The 17,944-nt window shown below is 33.2% G+C and carries 16 protein-coding genes; 12 read left to right on the top strand and 4 right to left on the bottom strand.

The genetic code is table 11. From position 1 onward, the window contains the following. The 4 genes from GA0061080_RS05675 to ulaA all read left to right on the top strand — a co-directional run. Positions 1-227 (top strand): transposase (locus GA0061080_RS05675; protein ID WP_245174443.1); only part of this gene is annotated, 227 nt, incomplete at its 5' end. Positions 228-1,124: 897 nt separating this feature from the next. Continuing rightward, a complete protein-coding gene (locus GA0061080_RS05670) occupies positions 1,125-1,568 on the top strand; it encodes a PTS sugar transporter subunit IIA (RefSeq protein WP_065636057.1) in 444 nt (147 codons plus the stop codon). Positions 1,569-1,595: 27 nt separating this feature from the next. Next, a complete protein-coding gene (locus GA0061080_RS05665) occupies positions 1,596-1,868 on the top strand; it encodes a PTS sugar transporter subunit IIB (RefSeq protein ID WP_065560438.1) in 273 nt (90 codons plus the stop codon). 20 nt (positions 1,869-1,888) lie between these two features. Beyond that, a complete protein-coding gene (ulaA, locus tag GA0061080_RS05660) occupies positions 1,889-3,259 on the top strand; it encodes a PTS ascorbate transporter subunit IIC (RefSeq protein ID WP_091122433.1) in 1,371 nt (456 codons plus the stop codon). Positions 3,260-3,336: 77 nt separating this feature from the next. Here ulaA and GA0061080_RS05655 read toward each other — a convergent pair whose 3' ends face one another. After that, entirely contained in the window at positions 3,337-4,785 is a 1,449-nt protein-coding gene (locus tag GA0061080_RS05655; protein ID WP_209435751.1) for an APC family permease, read from the bottom strand. Positions 4,786-4,966: 181 nt separating this feature from the next. Beyond that, complete coding sequence (adhP, locus tag GA0061080_RS05650) at positions 4,967-6,001, bottom strand: alcohol dehydrogenase AdhP (protein WP_091122427.1); 1,035 nt, start codon at positions 5,999-6,001, stop codon at positions 4,967-4,969. A 356-nt stretch (positions 6,002-6,357) separates the two neighbouring features. On the opposite strand from adhP, the gene GA0061080_RS05645 reads away from it, so the two are divergent. Further along, positions 6,358-6,984, top strand: coding sequence for a Pr6Pr family membrane protein (locus GA0061080_RS05645; RefSeq protein WP_091122423.1), 627 nt, complete (start codon positions 6,358-6,360; stop codon positions 6,982-6,984). Then, entirely contained in the window at positions 6,981-7,631 is a 651-nt protein-coding gene (grxB, locus tag GA0061080_RS05640; protein ID WP_091122420.1) for a glutaredoxin 2, read from the top strand. The genes GA0061080_RS05645 and grxB overlap by 4 nt, the downstream gene beginning before the upstream one ends. A gap of 143 nt (positions 7,632-7,774) precedes the next feature. Here grxB and GA0061080_RS05635 read toward each other — a convergent pair whose 3' ends face one another. Further along, positions 7,775-8,815 (bottom strand): tagatose 1,6-diphosphate aldolase, encoded by a 1,041-nt coding sequence (locus GA0061080_RS05635; RefSeq protein WP_091122417.1) that lies wholly within the window; start codon positions 8,813-8,815, stop codon positions 7,775-7,777. Between the two features lie 234 nt (positions 8,816-9,049). Between GA0061080_RS05635 and GA0061080_RS05630 the strand changes: the two genes are divergently transcribed. The 6 genes from GA0061080_RS05630 to GA0061080_RS05605 all read left to right on the top strand — a co-directional run bounded on the left by GA0061080_RS05630 (position 9,050) and on the right by GA0061080_RS05605 (position 16,332). Further along, entirely contained in the window at positions 9,050-10,369 is a 1,320-nt protein-coding gene (locus GA0061080_RS05630) for an MFS transporter (RefSeq protein WP_167349189.1), read from the top strand. Positions 10,370-10,937: 568 nt separating this feature from the next. Then, positions 10,938-11,852: a site-specific tyrosine recombinase XerD gene (xerD, locus tag GA0061080_RS05625; RefSeq protein ID WP_091122410.1), complete on the top strand. Its 915-nt coding sequence runs from the start codon at positions 10,938-10,940 to the stop codon at positions 11,850-11,852. 25 nt (positions 11,853-11,877) lie between these two features. Then, positions 11,878-12,576 carry a bifunctional protein-disulfide isomerase/oxidoreductase DsbC gene (gene dsbC, locus GA0061080_RS05620; RefSeq protein WP_091122408.1) on the top strand — a complete coding sequence of 233 codons (699 nt, stop codon included), beginning with the start codon at positions 11,878-11,880 and terminating at the stop codon, positions 12,574-12,576. 80 nt (positions 12,577-12,656) lie between these two features. Then, on the top strand, positions 12,657-14,393 hold the full coding sequence (recJ, locus tag GA0061080_RS05615) for a single-stranded-DNA-specific exonuclease RecJ (protein ID WP_091122404.1): 1,737 nt from the start codon (positions 12,657-12,659) through the stop codon (positions 14,391-14,393). 121 nt (positions 14,394-14,514) lie between these two features. Then, positions 14,515-15,894, top strand: coding sequence for a UDP-N-acetylmuramate:L-alanyl-gamma-D-glutamyl-meso-diaminopimelate ligase (gene mpl, locus GA0061080_RS05610; protein WP_091122400.1), 1,380 nt, complete (start codon positions 14,515-14,517; stop codon positions 15,892-15,894). 78 nt (positions 15,895-15,972) lie between these two features. Then, a complete protein-coding gene (locus GA0061080_RS05605; RefSeq protein ID WP_209435750.1) occupies positions 15,973-16,332 on the top strand; it encodes a helix-turn-helix domain-containing protein in 360 nt (119 codons plus the stop codon). Between the two features lie 102 nt (positions 16,333-16,434). On the opposite strand, the gene GA0061080_RS05600 is transcribed toward GA0061080_RS05605, so the two are convergent. Further along, entirely contained in the window at positions 16,435-17,802 is a 1,368-nt protein-coding gene (locus GA0061080_RS05600) for an L-serine ammonia-lyase (protein WP_065635318.1), read from the bottom strand. Positions 17,803-17,944 lie beyond the last annotated feature (142 nt).

Raw genomic sequence — 17,944 nt, 5'->3', positions numbered from 1 at the left:
CTCGGCGAAAACAGACCATAGAGCGCAGCTTTGCTGACGCTAAACAACATCACGGACATCGCTATGCAAGATTTAGGGGAAGAGCGCAGGTTCAAATGCAGTGTTTATTGGCTGCAACGGCTCAAAATATCAAGAAAATAGCGATAAAGCTATTTTTGTTACGTTTTTTTAGGCTATTTTTTAATTTATTTAATAAAATCCAAATTAAAATCCTATTTATGGTTTAAATAAAAAAATAAACCCCGAATTATATCGAGGTTTGTCATCAATCTGAGACCGCCCTAATTGGCGGTTTTTTATTGAGTGAATACCTAAAGTGTATACTTGTGAATAGTAAACATTTAAGTATACACCACTCAAACCCTTTTAGAATAAGGCTTCAAGCAGGTAGTGAACACCGTGCATACTTTTTTATAAAATTTTATTTTTATGGGGGGGAGGTATAAAAAATCTAAAACATAATTAACGGATACCGCTCACCTAGATAAATTTTTACACCGTCAAAATTCTAAAACCAATTTTTTTTAACCTTTCAATTCGGCAAGATTAAAATACCTAATATTGGGGTCACTTTTTGTTTTAGGTATACGTTTAGGTATACGATTCGATTTTTAAAAGTTAATCTTTCAGTATTTCCAGTGTGTTTATCTATATGATTCTGTTTCCCTTGGCTCAATATTCAGAAAGATTCTTTAAAACCCACTAAAGCACACAAAACCAAGCAATGACAAGCTTTAATGACTATTTCATTATCCTGTAAGTATCATTTACGACCAAAACTTTAGGTATATTCTTAGGTAAATAAACGCAATATACCTATATATCGTATACCTAAAATAATTAAGTAAAGAAAGGCGTATTTATTAGCAGACACTCAGAATTTAGTGACAAAATCAACTGTCACCAGTTAACCGCCCGCATAAAATTTAGGATATAGCCTATTTTACTAGCTCAACTATTTAACATTAATTATTTAAAATATGTTATCTATATCACACTATAGAGAAGATTTCTTTTAACTTTTGATAGCGCTATCACATTTCTATTATTTTTTAATATCTATTATTACTCAGTATGTTAACTTGTTAGTCATTATTAATAATAACAGTTTTAAGGGAGACAAAATGTTAGAAACATGGTTAACCAGTAAAACAGTCAACATTGTTGATTCGGTCAGCAATTGGAAAGAGGCAATACAACTTTGTGCTGCCCCATTATTAAAAAATAATACTATTACACCAAATTATATTAATTCTATTATTGAGTTACATGAATCAATTGGACCTTATTATGTATTGGCACCAGGTATTGCTATGCCTCATGCCAGACCAGAACAAGGTGTAAACCAATTAGGTTTATCCATGTTATTGGTCAAACAAGGCGTTAAATTTAACTCTCAAGAAAACGATCCCGTTTATTTAATTACTTTATTAGCTGCCAATGATAACACTAGCCATATTGAGATGTTAACACAATTAGCAGCACTATTTAGTGATTCAAATGATATCCAAACAATCTTTAATTCCCGAAGTTGTGATGAAATTTTAGCTGTTATTAAACGTTATTAAATTGAAATAAACAAAAAGGATAAAAAAATGAAAATTATGGCAGTTTGTGGTTCAGGTCTTGGTAGTAGTTTTATGGTTGAAATGAATATTAAAAAAGTATTAAAAAAAATTAATATTGATGCAGAGGTTACACATGCGGATCTTGCATCTGCAACACCAGAACAAGCAGATTTATTTGTCATGACAAAAGATTTAGCAACCAGTTCTGGAATTCCTGCCGATAAACTAGTTGTTCTAAACAATATTATTGATATCAATGACTTAGAATCTAAACTTGTTGAATTTTTTGCAAAACACTAATCAAATTATGGAGTGTTGCTATGATCCAAGAAATAATAAAGTTTATTGTTGATATTCTAAAAACACCAGCAATACTAGTTGGCTTTATTGCTATGGCGGGGCTTGTCGTCCAACGCAAATCATTTGCTGATACGGTAAAAGGAACAGTTAAAACCATTTTGGGATTTTTAGTATTGAGCGGTGGTGCTAGCGTACTTATCAGTGCTATAACTCCATTAGGTATGATGTTTGAACAAGCTTTTCAATTACAAGGAATTATACCTAATAATGAAGCCATTGTTTCTATGGCCTTAAATGAGTACGGTACAGCAACTGCATTAATTATGGCTTTGGGTATGATTGCCAATATCGTAGTGGCTAGATTTACACGTTTAAAATTTATTTTCTTAACCGGCCATCATACTTTCTACATGGCTTGTATGATCAGTATTATTTTAAAAGTTGCTAATTTTGATGGTTGGCAATTAGTATTTACTGGTTCATTAGTATTAGGGCTAATTATGGCTTTCTTCCCTGCTTTAGCTCAACCTCAGATGCGTAAAATTACAGGAAATGATGATGTAGCGTTTGGTCATTTTGGTACTTTAGGCTATGTATTAGCTGGTTATCTTGGTAAATTGTTTGGTAAAAATTCTCGTTCAACTGAAGATATGAATTTGCCTAAAAATTTAAGCTTTTTACGTGATAGTTCAATTTCTATATCATTAACTATGATGATTATTTATTTAATTCTTGCCATATTTGCGGGGTCTGATTATGTTCAAAAAACGTTAAGTAAAGGCGATAACTATCTTGTTTATGCAATCATAGAAGCAATCACCTTTGCCGCTGGGGTTTTTATTATTCTACAAGGTGTTAGGCTTATTCTTGCTGAAATTGTACCTGCATTTACTGGTTTTTCAGAAAAATTAGTTCCAAATGCAAAACCTGCCTTAGATTGTCCTGTTGTTTTCCCATATGCGCCAAATGCTGTTTTGATCGGTTTCTTATTTAGCTTCCTTGGCGGATTAGTAGGTCTATTTGTTTTAGGAAAATTAAATACTGTACTTATACTTCCTAGTGTAGTTCCCCATTTCTTCTGTGGAGCAACATCAGGAGTGTTTGGTAATGCTATGGGGGGGCGCCGAGGTGCAATGCTTGGCGCATTTGCTAATGGTTTATTAGTAACATTTTTACCGGTTCTTTTATTGCCTGTTTTAGGATCACTTGGTTTTGCAAATACAACTTTCTCAGATGTGGATTTTTGTGGTATTGGGATTATTTTAGGTAATATGGCAAAATGGTTTAATAAAGATATTATTATGAGTATTTTTATTGCTATTTTTGCACTATTAGTAATATTCAACTATATTTTTAAACCTAAAAAAAGTATCAGAGAGAATGTTGAGTAAATAATTACTATTTCATTTATAAAAAATATTATGCCAGACAATTTGTCTGGCATTTTTTCATAACCCCTTTTAATTGTTTAGTTGCTAACAAAAAAACCATAAGCAACAAACAAACCTATAATAATAATTGTTGAAACTGCAATGGTTACCATTCTTTTTATTTTATATTTTTTCATTTCACCAAGAGAAAGCTCTCTATTTTTATTTTTACCATAGTAATAATAATATATTGGCAAACCGATTAAAGTCAGTACGATAGAAACCATACCATTTATGGTTTGATAAACTAACATACCGTAAATAACATAAGCCGCCCCTAGCATTGCAATGATAGGAATTATTGGATAACCAATAACTTTATAAGGTCTATGTACATCTGGGTATTTTCTTCGAGCAACCATCACTCCAATAAACGTTAGTAAATAAAATACCCAAATTGAAAACATTGAGATTTCTGATAAGCGATCTGCATCAAGAAGCGTTGAATATAAAAAAGAAAAAATAACTAAAACAATAATCGCATTAACTGGTGAACGGCTATCATCATCAATAGTACTTAAATAACGCGCCCCAATAATAGTTCCCCGCTCAGCCATACTAAATATAGTACGAGATAGCGTCATAATATATCCATTAATTCCGCCAAGAATCGAAACCATAATACCAACAGCAACAAGATTCCCTCCAAAATGCCCAAACATGCGTTGTGAAGCAACGGATGATGCGTCATGACCAAGAGAAACCATCTCTTGCACAGGAAAAATTTTAAATAACGCGATATTAATACAAGCGTAAACAACTACAAGAAAAATAATGCCAAAAATAATTGCTTTAGGTAATACTTTTGATGGATTATTAATCTCACCAGCTACTGACGCAACTTGTGCCCAACCATCATAAGCAAAAAGAGTTGCCAAGATAGCTACTGCAAAAGGAGCATACGATTCAATACCTTGCCCACTAGCAGTGAATAACGCGACTTGGCCATTACCTTCACATAATCCAAATATAGCCAATAACAATATAGGAATAAGTTTACAAACTGTAGCAATCATCTGTAAATAACCTGCTTCTCTAATACCAATAGCATTAATAAAGGCAATAAAACCCAAAACACCAGCACTCACCGCCATTCTATAAGCATCATCAATACTAAATAATAGACAAAATACTGAACTAAAATATCCAACCAACGCTCCAACTAATGAAGGAGCAAAAATAACTGTCATCATCCAACCATAAAGATGAGAAATTTTGGTGCCATATATTTTTTCTAAATAAACCAGCATCCCTCCTGTTTTTGGGAACATTACACCTAATTCACAAAGTGTTAACCCGCCACAAATAGAAATGGCGCCACCTATTATCCACGCTAATAGTGCATAATTATAATCACCAGTAACTTCTAATACTGATGGTGGTTTCATAAACGCTCCTGCACCTAAAACCATTCCAACGACTAGTGATAATGCAGAAACTAAACCAAGATCCTTGCGCAAGTTATTCTCTAAATTGTGATCTGCCATAAAGTTCCTCTTAAAACATATAAAATTAACGGCGAAATTTTGATATAATAGGGAATTATTCATAAAACACAAGGAAGATTAGTTTTTTATATAAAAAACTTAATAAATCAAATAAATAATATTTTTATTTATAAAAAAAGCCAGCATATAGCCAGCTTTTTGAATTACAAATAAGGTTAACTTATTTAGTCTTCTTCATTTTCATATCTACAACCATACGACCTCGAATTTTACCTGCTTTCATTTCTTCGATCATATCATTGATATCTTCCAACGGTCTTTTTTCGACTATCGGCACGACCTTTCCTTCTGCACTAAACTGAAATGCTTCTGCTAAATCTTCACGAGTACCAACCAATGAACCTAAAACTTGAATACCATCTAACACGGTTTTAGGAATACTTAAATCCATATTTTCTGAAGGCAAACCTAAGGCTACCACTCGCCCTAAAGGTCGCACTGAATTGATGGCCTGATTGAATGCTGTTTTAGTCACAGAAGTTACAACAGCACCGTGCACTCCCCCCCCTGTGTGTTCTTTAATATAAGCGCCCACATCCTCAACTTTTTTAGGATTAACGACCAAATCAGCACCTAGTGTTTTACATAATTCTAATTGGCTATCGCTGTTACTAATAGCAACCACTTTATTATTAAACACTTTTTTACCATATTCGACAGCAAGTGTTCCCAAACCACCAATTCCAAATACTGCAAGCCATTGCCCTGGTTTAGTAGCAGCCACTTTAATACCTTTATAGGTAGTCACACCAGCACAAGTTACACTTGTTGCTTGTGCTGGATCGAGCCCTTCTGGCACTTTAACCGCATAATCAGCTTTAACAATGCACTGCTCTGCCATACCTCCATCAACAGTATATCCAGAGTTTAATGCATTACGACAAAATGTTTCATTGCCTGAAATACAATACTCACAAGTACCACACCCAGCATGGAACCAAGCAATGCTAACCCGATCACCAACTTTTAAGCTTTTTACATCTGGGGCAACTTTAGTCACAATTCCTACACCTTCGTGCCCAATAACACGACCTGGTTTTTTACCAAAATCGCCAGCCGCAACATGAAGATCAGTATGACAAAGACCACAATACTCAACATCAACTAAGGCCTCTCCTGCTTCTAAAGGACGAATAGGGATATCTTTGATTTCGACTTGACCATCACACTCTTGCTTAATAACTGCTGCTTTCATTTTTTCTCCTAGGAAATTTTAAAATTAAAATATCATTGAATTTATTTTAACCTAATCCCACTTAAAAAATTTGAGTTATTTCACAATTTTATAAAAAAATAATTATTTCTATAATTGTGTACTTACTACGTGATATTTGCACAAATATTCACTTTTCAGGTTATGTTTTTTGTAAAAAATATTCAGGAGTCTATACCGTTTCATTATCAAAAAACCGAAAATAACGATAGATACTTTTAATTGTTAGCATAATCAGTCAATATTTAGTCATGAAAAATAGAGATAGCAAAAGTTGGATTTTTTATTTTCTTATTAATTACTATATACTACAGCTTTAGCTATTTTTTGTACTATTTATGTTAAAACGAAGTGTTAACCTTTTTATTGCTTTATTTGCTATTTCTATCATTGCTTTTGAAACCTATATCTATTGGCATACTCAGTTACGCCCTTGGCAGCCTAGCTCTTCAATACAAAGGTTAGTTTATTATTATAGTTTTTTTACGGTATTATCAAATTTAATGTTAGCATTGAGCTGTTTTTGGCTAGCTATTAATCCCAATTGTTCTCGGTATAGCTTTAAAGTTATTCGATTAAATGGACTAGTTGGTGTGGTTATAACTGCAATTGTGTATAACATAATATTAAGAGGAATTCATACGCCTCCTAATATATTACTAAAAATTGCTAATGAAAGTTTGCATGTTGTTATTCCTACTTTGGGAATATTGACTTGGTTTATTTGGGGGCCATTTCGGCAAATCAATATTAAAGTCATCACCGGATCATTATTGTCATTAATGGGATATGGCATTTATATTTTTGTTCGAGGCTATTATACAAACCTATACCCGTACCCTTTTATTAATGTTGTGAAAATTGGCTATGCTAAAGCGTTGTTGGCTACGAATAATGTATTTTTACTATTTTTAGTGGTAGCTTTTTTATGTTGGGCAATTGACTATTTAAGGAGTCGAAAATGAAACTGTATATTTATGAACATTGTCCTTTTTGTGTTCGGGCAAGAATGATTTTTGGACTAAAAAACATACCCGTTGAACAGCAGGTATTACTTAGTGATGATTTTGCCACACCTGAGCGTATGATTGGTGAAAAAATGGCACCTATTTTACAAAAAAATGATGGTAGCTATATGCCTGAAAGTTTAGACATTGTTGATTATATCGATAATAATTATGGCAATAAACCCATTTTAACAGGCCCTAAATCGTCACATATCACAGATTTAATAAAACAGTTACAACAATATGACTATAAATTAGTGTGTCCACGTTATATAAAACTTGGTTTAGCGGAGTTTGCAACACAAAGTGCTATCGATTATTTTGTTACGAGTAAAGCAAAAAAAATGGGGTCTTTTGATGAGTGCTTAATGCAAACTGATTCATTAATTTCTAAAGTTTCAACTGCATTAAACAAACTTGAGTTGTTGATTGTTTCGTCTGATGCATGTAATGGCGAGTTATCTTTAGATGATATCTGTTTATTCCCAATTTTACGAAATTTAACATGTGTTAAAAACTTAACATTTCCGCCTAAAATTAAAGCTTACATTCAATCTATGGCAAGCCTTAGTAAAGTTGATCTGTTTTTTGATAAAGCCATTTAATGAGTTGGACAGAAATATAACATTGTTATTTGGTATTAAACCTGAACAGTAAAACTTAATCTTGTTAAAAAGAACAGGAAAAATAAATCCTGTTCTTTTTACTTACCAATAACATGTTACTAATGATTATTTAAAATAATTAGCTAATTACTTAATTTAACATCAATAACTTCAATATTTTCTTTACCGCCGTAAATATCATACCAAGGTGTTGCATATTGCTTTAATATTTTGTTGAGGTGCTCGACATTTTCTCGCCCCGTTTGATCTAACCAACGTTTCAAACCTTCTTTGCCACCATTTGCATAAGCAGCGACACCTTCAAACCATGTTGCACGGCCACCTAAAATACCACTGTACTTAGCGCCATTTTCACCAGCAAAAATAAGTTCTTCATGGAAAGTTTTTGTTGGTACTCCAGCACTTAAATAAATGAATGGACGAGTTGCGGCATCACTTGCTTGTTTAAAATAATCAGCAGCTTGTTTTTGAGTATAAACAACGATATTGTTGTCGTTAAAGCCTTCTACATTCTTAAACAATACGGGAACTTCGACTTTTAAAATATCAATATAATACTGTTCTTTAGTAAACTCTTTTATTGTATTGATGACTTTTTGAGGTTTGATTTTTGCAAATTCAGGACTTTTATCATCGGTTATCACATTGTCATATACAATTGGTTCAACAAATACAGGAATATCAGCAGCTCTAGCTTCATTGCCTAAACGTTCTAAAAATGCGTGTTTTTTATCTAAAATATCTTGAGGATCATCCGGATTATAATAAACCAATACTTTTGCGGCATCGGCACCTTTTTTTATTAGGCGTTGTAATGAATCCTCAGGCAAAATATCGGGTAATCGTCCTGGAGTACTAGCATCATATCCTGTTTTTTCGTATGACATGATTAATCCAGCATTGCTATTTTTGGCCGTCATGCCTTTAAAGCCATATTCTTCATCTAACAAAATTGCACTGACATATTTAGTTAATTCTTGAGAGACAAGTTCTTTAAATTCATACACCATATCGATATGATAACGATCTTTCCCCACAGCAGATTCCATCATTTTAACCATTGAACCGCGTTGATCGATCGCTAATGCTGCAATAATACCATCTTGGTTTGATAATTGTTGCATACGTGTAAATTTACCACGAGAAATACATTTTTTAGCCATTTTACGCTCCCCCATTTAATAAGAATTTTTATTGTAGTTTTTTTATTCGGTTAATTATTAATCATTTGTGCTAGTTTTAACCATACACTTGATAAAAATCAATCATTGTACAATGGCATCCTGATTAAATTGAATTGATAGCTTAATTAAATATATTCTTTAAAAATTTATGAGTTAAGGTATAGTAGTTAAGAATATTAAACTGTTTGTAAACAAAAATTTACAGGGATGACCATGTCAAATGCATTAACTCACATACCGACAAGAACCTTAAATTCTCAAGACTATAAAACATTAGTGCTTTCCGCATTAGGAGGAGCATTAGAATTTTATGACTTTATTATTTTTGTCTTTTTTTCAATGACTATTAGCCATCTTTTTTTCCCAAATGATATGCCTGCTTGGTTAAGCCAAGTTCAAACATTTGGTATTTTTGCAGCAGGATATTTAATACGTCCATTGGGTGGAATTGTTATGGCACACTTTGGTGATCGTTTAGGCCGCAAAAAAATGTTTACACTAAGCATATTGCTCATGGCATTACCCACACTATTTATAGGTTGTTTACCCACTTACATAAATATTGGTATTTTGGCTCCTGTATTACTTTTGCTTATGCGCTTGTGTCAAGGTCTAGCTGTAGGCGGTGAAGTGCCTGGAGCTTGGACTTTTGTTGCTGAACATGTGCCAAAAAATAAAATTGGCTTAGCTTGTGGCATTTTAACAAGTGGTTTAAGTCTAGGCATTTTACTTGGTTCATTAGTCTCAACAGCTATGAATAAATTTTTATCTTCTGAACAGATCATTGATTGGGGCTGGCGTATTCCATTTATTATTGGTGGTATCTTTGGATTGATTGCAATGTATTTACGTCGTTGGTTAAAAGAAACACCAATTTTTCTTGAAATTCAAAAACGTAAACAACAAGAATTATCTAAAAAAATACCTGTTATCACGGTATTAACTCAATACTTACCTCAAACCATTTTATCAATGCTACTCACGTGGGTACTTTCTGCGGGTATCATGGTGATCATGCTCATGACACCAATTTTGTTACAAAAACAGTTTGGTTATTCACCAATTGATGCGTTGCAGGGTAATATATTAGCAATTATTGGATTAATTATAAGCTGTACTTTCTATGGCATGATGATGGATAAATTTTCTATAGGCAATGTTTTGTTTATTGGATGTTTTATTGCTGCGATTATGATCATTATCTTTTATTTTTCGTTAGACAATCCTCATATTTTATTTATTACTTACTCGCTGACAGGATTTAGTATAGGTATAGTTGGTTCTTTTTCTTATTTTATGGTTAAAGTGTTTCCTGCACAAATTCGTTATAGTGGAGTCTCGTTTTCATTCAATATGGCCTATGCTATTGCAGGAGGTATAACACCTTTACTGATTTCATTTTTTAGTGATTTCGTCAGTAAAATGGCACCCGCTATTTATGTGGCTGGATTATTTTGTTTGGGCGCATTCATTGGATTATTTCTATTAATTAATAATAATTGCCAAAAATATCTTGCTAAAGATATGGAATAAACATAATTTGTAGAAATTGTTCACATTATTTACAGTAATTTGAAAAATTACTGTCATAAAGACTCATAAAAAATAAAATCAACGCGCTATCACAAACAAGCGATAGCGCGCATATCATAAAGAAAAATAACCGTCACTAATTGGGCTAAACGCTTATGATAAGTCGCTAGGTCTCTGATAACAGGCTAAATAAAGCCCAATTAGAGTTTTTCCCCCTTTAAGTAGTAAAAATGAATGTTACAAAACCATAACCATGGATTTAAATATATAATTAAAATCGAAAAATACATAAAAATAAATTAAGACGGCAAGCTAAAGGTGATAACAAAGGTTTGTCTTTACTTAAAAATCAAACAAAGCAACAAACTAGAGAATATTCACCCGATAGTATCTATTTTTAAGGTTTTTACACATAAACGTAGTACACTCCTGAAACTTTTTGATAAAATGACGTTGTTTTTATTTATTTAAATAAAATATCTGATTAGATAAACTACGTGATAACCAGCATATTTATTGACACCTAGTATATAATGTAAAAAATAACAGTAATGTAGAGATAATTTTGATGGTTAGCCAAAACACAACCGCCCAAAGCAAAATGCTAATAGAACAGTTTTTAGATTCATTATGGTTAGAAAGAAATCTTGCAGAAAATACTATTGAATCTTATAAGCTTGATTTGTTAGCATTAAGCCAGTTCTTACAACAACAAAATACTACATTTTTAACTGCTCAAACGATTGATTTACAAAAATTTTTAATGCAACGAGTAGAAGATGGCTATAAAGCAAGTAGTTCAGCACGCTTACTTAGTGCAACCAAACGATTTTTTCAGTATTTATATCAAGAAAATTACCGAACCGATGATCCATCAGCAGTATTGTCATCACCCAAACTACCTAAAAAGTTGCCTAAAGATTTAACTGAATCACAAGTTAGTGATCTACTTGAATCGCCTAGTATAGAAGATCCTATCGAACTTAGGGATAAAGCCATGTTAGAAGTGCTTTATGCCACCGGTTTACGCGTCTCTGAATTAGTAAATTTACAAATGAGCGATATGAGCTTACGACAAGGAGTTATAAGAGTTATTGGAAAAGGAAATAAAGAACGTTTAGTACCACTAGGTGAAGAAGCTGTTTATTGGCTTGAATATTATTTAAAATACGCCCGAAACGATCTTCTAAAAAATAACGCTATTGATGTACTATTTCCGAGTAGATTAGGCAAAAAAATGACACGACAGACCTTTTGGCATAGAATAAAATACTATGCCATATTGACAGGCATCAATGTTGAAGCTCTTTCACCGCATGTTCTTCGGCACGCTTTCGCAACCCATTTACTTAATCATGGGGCAGATTTGCGTGTTGTGCAAATGCTGCTTGGACACAGTAGTCTATCAACAACACAAATTTATACACATGTAGCAACAGAAAGATTAAAACAGTTACATAGCAAACATCATCCTCGAGCATAATGCTCGAAAAAATAAGGATAATTAAATGAGAAAATTAATTTTAGGTTTAGCATTAATATCAACTACCGCACTAGCAAATAATACCGATATTATTAAAACAATGGGTAAATTAGGCTACAGTAATAAAGATGTTAAAATTACAAATAGCCCTATAAACAATCTAAAAAGTGTCGAAACACCTGATGGCGTTTTTTATGTCACAGATGATGGTAAATACTTAACTCAAGGCCCTATTTATAACATTCAAAATAGCGAACCTGAAAATATCGCTAATAGCTACAATCTAAAAATGATAAAATCAATTGAAAACGATGCTATCGTTTACAAAGCTAAAAATGAAAAATATATCATTTCAGTCTTTACTGATTACACTTGTCATTACTGTAAACTACTACACGAAAATATCGATAAATATTTAGAAGCAGGTATTTCAGTACACTATTTTGCATTCCCTAGGGCTGGTGCTGATAGTGATGTTGGTAAAAATATGCAATCTATTTGGAGCATGACTAACCGAAAGGCAGCATTTGAAAATGCTTATAAAGGTAACACTATTTCTCCTGCTAGCAGCATGGTTCCTTATGTAACACAACAATTTAATGTTGGTAAAAAACTTGGCATTAATGGTACACCAGCAATTGTTTTACCTAATGGGCAGTTAGTTGCTGGCTATGTACCTGCTGATAAATTAATTGAAATTTTAGATAAAAAAGTGACTAAATAACAATTAGTAAGTTATTACTTGTTGAAAATTAGAACATAACGAAAAACACATGCTAGCGCCAATACGCTAGCATATAAAATATGAAAAAAAACAAACTAAAACATCGTAAATTATCAGGATTGCATCCAAAATTTTCAGATGATATTCCATTATTATTACAACGAATTTATGCTTTACGTGGCGTTACTAGTATGCAAGAACTTGACTACGCTACACGTAATTTATGTAATTACGATAAACTAGATGGTATAAAAAAAGCCGTTGAAATTCTTTATTTAGCGATGAAGAATAATGAAAAAATCATAATTGTTGGCGATTTTGATACAGATGGAGCAACAAGTACTGCTTTAATCATCAAAGCGCTTAAAAATATGGGGTGCCAGTCTGTTGATTATATCATACCTGATCGCTTTGAAGATGGTTATGGGTTAAGTGTTTCAATTGTAAAAAAAGCTATTTTACAAAATGTACGGCTTATTATTACCGTTGATAATGGTATATCTGCCATTGAAGCTGTTGATTTTGCTAAACAATCAAACTTATCAGTTATTATTACTGATCACCATTTATGTCCAGAACAATTACCCAATGCAGATGCGATAATTAATCCTAATTTACCCAATTGTAATTTTCCATCTAAGCATTTAGCTGGAGTCGGCGTAGCTTTTTATTTTATGTTGGCCCTACGTGCAAAATTACGCAAAGAAAATTGGTTCACGAATAATAATTTGACCGAATACAATGTAACAAATTTACTTGATTTAGTGGCACTAGGTACGATTGCTGACGTAGTTAAACTAGATCACAATAATCGTATTTTAGTTTACCAAGGCGTAAACAGAATCAGAGCGGGTTATTGTAGTGAGGGGATTAAGGCTCTATTACATATAGCAAAAAAAGAGCCTACATCTATTACTTCAACAGATTTAGCTTTTTATATTGCACCTAGATTAAATGCTGCGGGCAGAATGGATAATATGTCATTAGGTGTCGAATTGTTGCTTTGTGATAATTATGATTTAGCAATCAGCAAAGCAACCGATCTTGATAACCTCAATAGCGATCGAAAATTGATTGAACAAACCATGCATAAAGAAGCATTATTATTTATTGATGAAATTGAAAAACAAAACATATCAATTCCTAACTTACTTGTTTTTCATCACCCTGAGTGGCATCAAGGCATTATTGGTATTTTATCTTCACGTTTAAAAGATAAATATCATCGACCAGTTATATCTTTTGCTTCCACCCAAGACGGTTTTCTAAAAGGATCTGGGCGTTCAATTAAAGGGATTCATTTACGTGATCTTATGGATGAATTAAATCAACAACACCCTGATTTAATAGTAAGTTTTGGTGGTCACTCAATGGCAGTTGGATTAACCATACGAGAAGAAAATTTAGCGCGTTTTAAAAACAGCTTTGAGGTACTTTTAAACACACGATTACACCCCGAATTATTAGAACCTATCATTGAAACTGATGGTCAAATAGATACTAAAGATTTTACTTATGCAATTGCCAAACTATTAAAAGAATCAGGTCCATGGGGAGAAGGTTTTTATACACCAATTTTTGATGGTGATTTTATTATTCATCAACAGCGGTTATTTGCAGATAAGCATCTTAAACTACTGCTAGAACCTCAAAACGGTGGGCCTCTCATTGAAGGAGTGTTGTTTAATGTAAATAGAGAGCAATGGCCTGATCAGTCAATAAAAAATGTAAAAGTAGTTTATCACTTAGATGTCGATGAATTTCGTGGTAATCAAGCTCCGCAATTAATGATTAAACATCTATGGCCTATCGCATAAGCAAGTGGAATGGATTATAATTACATAATTACGTTAAATTTACACCTAATTACTAGCTAAATTGACAATAGTTATCCAACATTACCAATATAAAAATTATACTACGTATTAAGGACTAAAAATGCATATTCATATTCTTGGAATTTGTGGCACATTTATGGCAGGGATTGCTTTAATAGCTCGCTCTCTAGGTCATAAAGTAACGGGTTCAGATAAAAATGTTTACCCACCAATGAGCACACTTTTACAAAAAGAACACATTGATATCATTGAAGGATATGATCCATCACAACTGACATCAAGACCTGATTTAGTCATTATTGGCAATGCGCTATCAAGAGGTAACCCTTGTGTAGAATATCTTTTAGATAATAACATTCCTTATATTTCAGCACCTCAATGGTTACATGACAATGTATTACGGGATCGTTGGGTCATAGCTATTGCTGGAACTCATGGTAAAACTACAACTGCGGGTATGGTCAATTGGATTTTAGAAAAACAAGAATATAAACAAGGATTTGTGATTGGTGGCGTACCCGGTAATTTTGAAGTTTCAGCAAGATTAGGCGAAGGCAATTTTTTTGTCATAGAAGCTGACGAATATGACTGCTCATTCTTTGATAAACGCTCAAAATTCATGCACTACAGTCCTAAAACACTTATCATGAATAATTTAGAGTTTGATCATGCTGATATTTTTGATGATCTTAGTTCAATCCAAAAACAATTCCATCATTTAGTTCGTTTAGTACCAAGTAAAGGACTTATCATTTCACCGCAAGAAGATGTAAATTTAAAACAAGTATTAGCAAAAGGTTGTTGGAGCCAACAAGAATTTACGGAATCAGAAACAGGTTGGTTAGCGCAACGTATCAATAATGATGCAAGCCATTTTGCTGTTTACTATAAAAACCAAAAAGTAGGCGAAGTAAAATATTCATTAGTAGGCGAACATAATATGCATAATGCATTAATGGCAATCGCCGCTGCTCATAATGTAGGAATTGAGCCTGCGGATGCTTGTTTAGCATTAGGCTCATTTGTCAATGCCAAAAGACGTTTAGAACTCTACGGTGAAGTTAATAACATTCAAATCTATGATGATTTTGCTCACCACCCAACTGCAATTTTAGCAACATTAGAAGCATTACGTAGTAAAATAGGAGCTAATCGTCGCATTCTAGCCGTACTTGAACCACGCTCAAATACGATGAAATTAGGGGTATCTAAAGATGAACTAGCCCCATCACTTGGTCGAGCTGATGAAATTTTTATATTCCAACCTGAACAACTACCTTGGCTGGTTGCCGATGTGGTTGATGCTTGTATTCAACCCGCTTACTGGACTGGTGATATCGATTTATTGGTTGAAATGATCACAAAATCAGCTAAACCAACCGATGCAATTTTAATTATGAGTAATGGTGGCTTTAATGGTATCCATAAAAAGATTTTAGAAAACTTAAAGAAGAAACAAATAAAAAACCAAGAACAATAACCACTAGTCTAAAAATAATATAAATAGCAATATGAGATATGCCTCGTCATGTGGCATATCAAACAAAAAGGATATTTCATGAATGAAACTACCGACATGATTGCTATGCTATGTCGTAGAATAAAATTAGCCAGAATTGAGAAAAATTTATCTCAACTAGAACTTGCGCAAAAATCCGAAATTGGCATTGCAACAATAAAACGTATTGAACAAGGCGAATCAATTACATTACAAACATTAATTTCTGTTCTTCGTGGATTAGATGAGCTTGATCAGCTGAATAACTTACTTGCTTATAACGAAGTTATTCACAACATATCGATAGAACAACCAAAACGAAAAAGAAGACAAAAAACAATAAAAACAGAAAAAGTAAATGTGCTAACAGAAAATGATTTTCTACGTTCTAAAGTCAATACTATGCGTTGGAAGCATTAAATTCAATCAATTAAGTACACTTAATTAACTACCGCTGATTAAAACTATTTAAGTCTTGGCCGATTACAAAATCGACCAAGATAATACAACAAATAACACAAACTAATTACAATGGACTGTAATCGCAAGTCCACCACGCGATGTTTCTCGATATTTGGCATTCATATCTTTACCTGTTTCGTACATCGTTTTAATCACTTTATCTAACGATACTTTAGCTGCTGTGATTCGTCTTAAAGCCATTCTTGTTGCATTGATTGATTTTACTGCAGCAATCGCATTACGCTCAATACAAGGCACCTGTACTTGACCAGCTACAGGATCACAAGTCAATCCTAAGTTATGCTCCATCGCAATTTCAGCAGCCATACACACTTGTTCAGGATTCCCCCCTAAAAGCTCAGCAAGCCCAGCGGCCGCCATAGAGCAAGCAACACCAACCTCGCCTTGACAACCAACTTCTGCACCAGAAATCGATGCATTAATTTGGTAAAGTTGCCCAATAGCACCACATGTCAAAAAGAATCGAATGTAAATATCAGGTGTTACTTCGTTGATAAATTTATCATAATAAGCAAGTACTGCAGGAATAATGCCACATGCCCCATTTGTTGGTGCTGTCACCACACGTCCACCCGCGGCATTTTCTTCACTTACGGCAAGTGCAAACATATTTACCCAATCAATAATCACCATTGGATCACTAATAATTTTATCTTTAGTAGTAGACAATTGACGATATAATGAAAACGCACGACGAGGAACTTTAAGTGGTCCAGGTAATAACCCTTCTGTGTTCATACCTCGTTTAATACATTCCAAAATAGTTTGCCCAACGCGAGAAAAGTACGTTTCAATTTCTTCATAAGAGTGCAATTGCAGCTCATTTTTCATCATAATACTAGAAATTGATAATGAGTTATCTTCACAATGCTTTAATAATTGCTCAGCAGAGGCAAATGGATAAGGAAGTTTTACAGAATCTTGCTCTTGTTGACCAAATTTTTCCTCTTCAACAATTTTGCCTCCTCCGACAGAGTAATATGTTTTTTGAAATAATAATGTATTTCCATTATAGGCACTTAGCGTCATACCGTTTTCGTGTAACGGTAAAAATTTAGAATGAAACACCATACAACTATCCAAAGGAAAATCGATTTCGTAACGATTATTATAGATAGGTAAACGGTCAGTTTGACTTAATGTTTCGATAAAAATAGGAATATTATCAATATTAACCGTGTCAGGCATTTCACCAGCTAACCCCATAATGATAGCAATATCGGTTTGATGCCCTTTACCTGTTAGTGATAAAGAACCATAAACATCCGCCACAATTTTTGTTACTGACGGCATCATTTCATTACTGATAAGCTGATCTATAAACGCTTTCCCTGCTCTCATTGGTCCTACTGTATGTGAACTTGAAGGTCCAATACCAATTTTAAATATTTCAAATACCGAACTCATATTTTTCCTTTTTAAGGCAGCACAAATTAATCGTGCTAGCCTAGTTATACCTTTGTAAATTTACTTATAAGCTTTTTTATTAATAAAACACCACTCATCGACATATACTAACGAATTTTGTTGATAAAAAACGAATAGATTA

This window comes from Gilliamella intestini, from assembly GCF_900094935.1.
GTDB classification, from domain to species: Bacteria; Pseudomonadota; Gammaproteobacteria; order Enterobacterales; family Orbaceae; genus Gilliamella; species Gilliamella intestini.
The sequence above is the reverse complement of the archived record's forward strand: the minus strand, read 5'-3'. Positions and strand labels throughout refer to the sequence as shown.

What these genes read in the sequence shown, in the direction of transcription:
- grxB (WP_091122420.1), top strand. Translation starts at nt 6,981, where the DNA reads ATGAAACTGTATATTTATGAACATTGTCCTTTTTGTGTTCGGGCAAGA.
- mpl (WP_091122400.1), top strand. Translation starts at nt 14,515, where the DNA reads ATGCATATTCATATTCTTGGAATTTGTGGCACATTTATGGCAGGGATT.
- adhP (WP_091122427.1), bottom strand. Translation starts at nt 6,001, where the DNA reads ATGAAAGCAGCAGTTATTAAGCAAGAGTGTGATGGTCAAGTCGAAATC.
- GA0061080_RS05665 (WP_065560438.1), top strand. Translation starts at nt 1,596, where the DNA reads ATGAAAATTATGGCAGTTTGTGGTTCAGGTCTTGGTAGTAGTTTTATG.
- GA0061080_RS05605 (WP_209435750.1), top strand. Translation starts at nt 15,973, where the DNA reads ATGAATGAAACTACCGACATGATTGCTATGCTATGTCGTAGAATAAAA.
- GA0061080_RS05635 (WP_091122417.1), bottom strand. Translation starts at nt 8,815, where the DNA reads ATGGCTAAAAAATGTATTTCTCGTGGTAAATTTACACGTATGCAACAA.
- ulaA (WP_091122433.1), top strand. Translation starts at nt 1,889, where the DNA reads ATGATCCAAGAAATAATAAAGTTTATTGTTGATATTCTAAAAACACCA.
- GA0061080_RS05600 (WP_065635318.1), bottom strand. Translation starts at nt 17,802, where the DNA reads ATGAGTTCGGTATTTGAAATATTTAAAATTGGTATTGGACCTTCAAGT.
- dsbC (WP_091122408.1), top strand. Translation starts at nt 11,878, where the DNA reads ATGAGAAAATTAATTTTAGGTTTAGCATTAATATCAACTACCGCACTA.
- GA0061080_RS05630 (WP_167349189.1), top strand. Translation starts at nt 9,050, where the DNA reads ATGTCAAATGCATTAACTCACATACCGACAAGAACCTTAAATTCTCAA.
- GA0061080_RS05655 (WP_209435751.1), bottom strand. Translation starts at nt 4,785, where the DNA reads ATGGCAGATCACAATTTAGAGAATAACTTGCGCAAGGATCTTGGTTTA.
- xerD (WP_091122410.1), top strand. Translation starts at nt 10,938, where the DNA reads ATGGTTAGCCAAAACACAACCGCCCAAAGCAAAATGCTAATAGAACAG.
- GA0061080_RS05670 (WP_065636057.1), top strand. Translation starts at nt 1,125, where the DNA reads ATGTTAGAAACATGGTTAACCAGTAAAACAGTCAACATTGTTGATTCG.
- recJ (WP_091122404.1), top strand. Translation starts at nt 12,657, where the DNA reads ATGAAAAAAAACAAACTAAAACATCGTAAATTATCAGGATTGCATCCA.
- GA0061080_RS05645 (WP_091122423.1), top strand. Translation starts at nt 6,358, where the DNA reads ATGTTAAAACGAAGTGTTAACCTTTTTATTGCTTTATTTGCTATTTCT.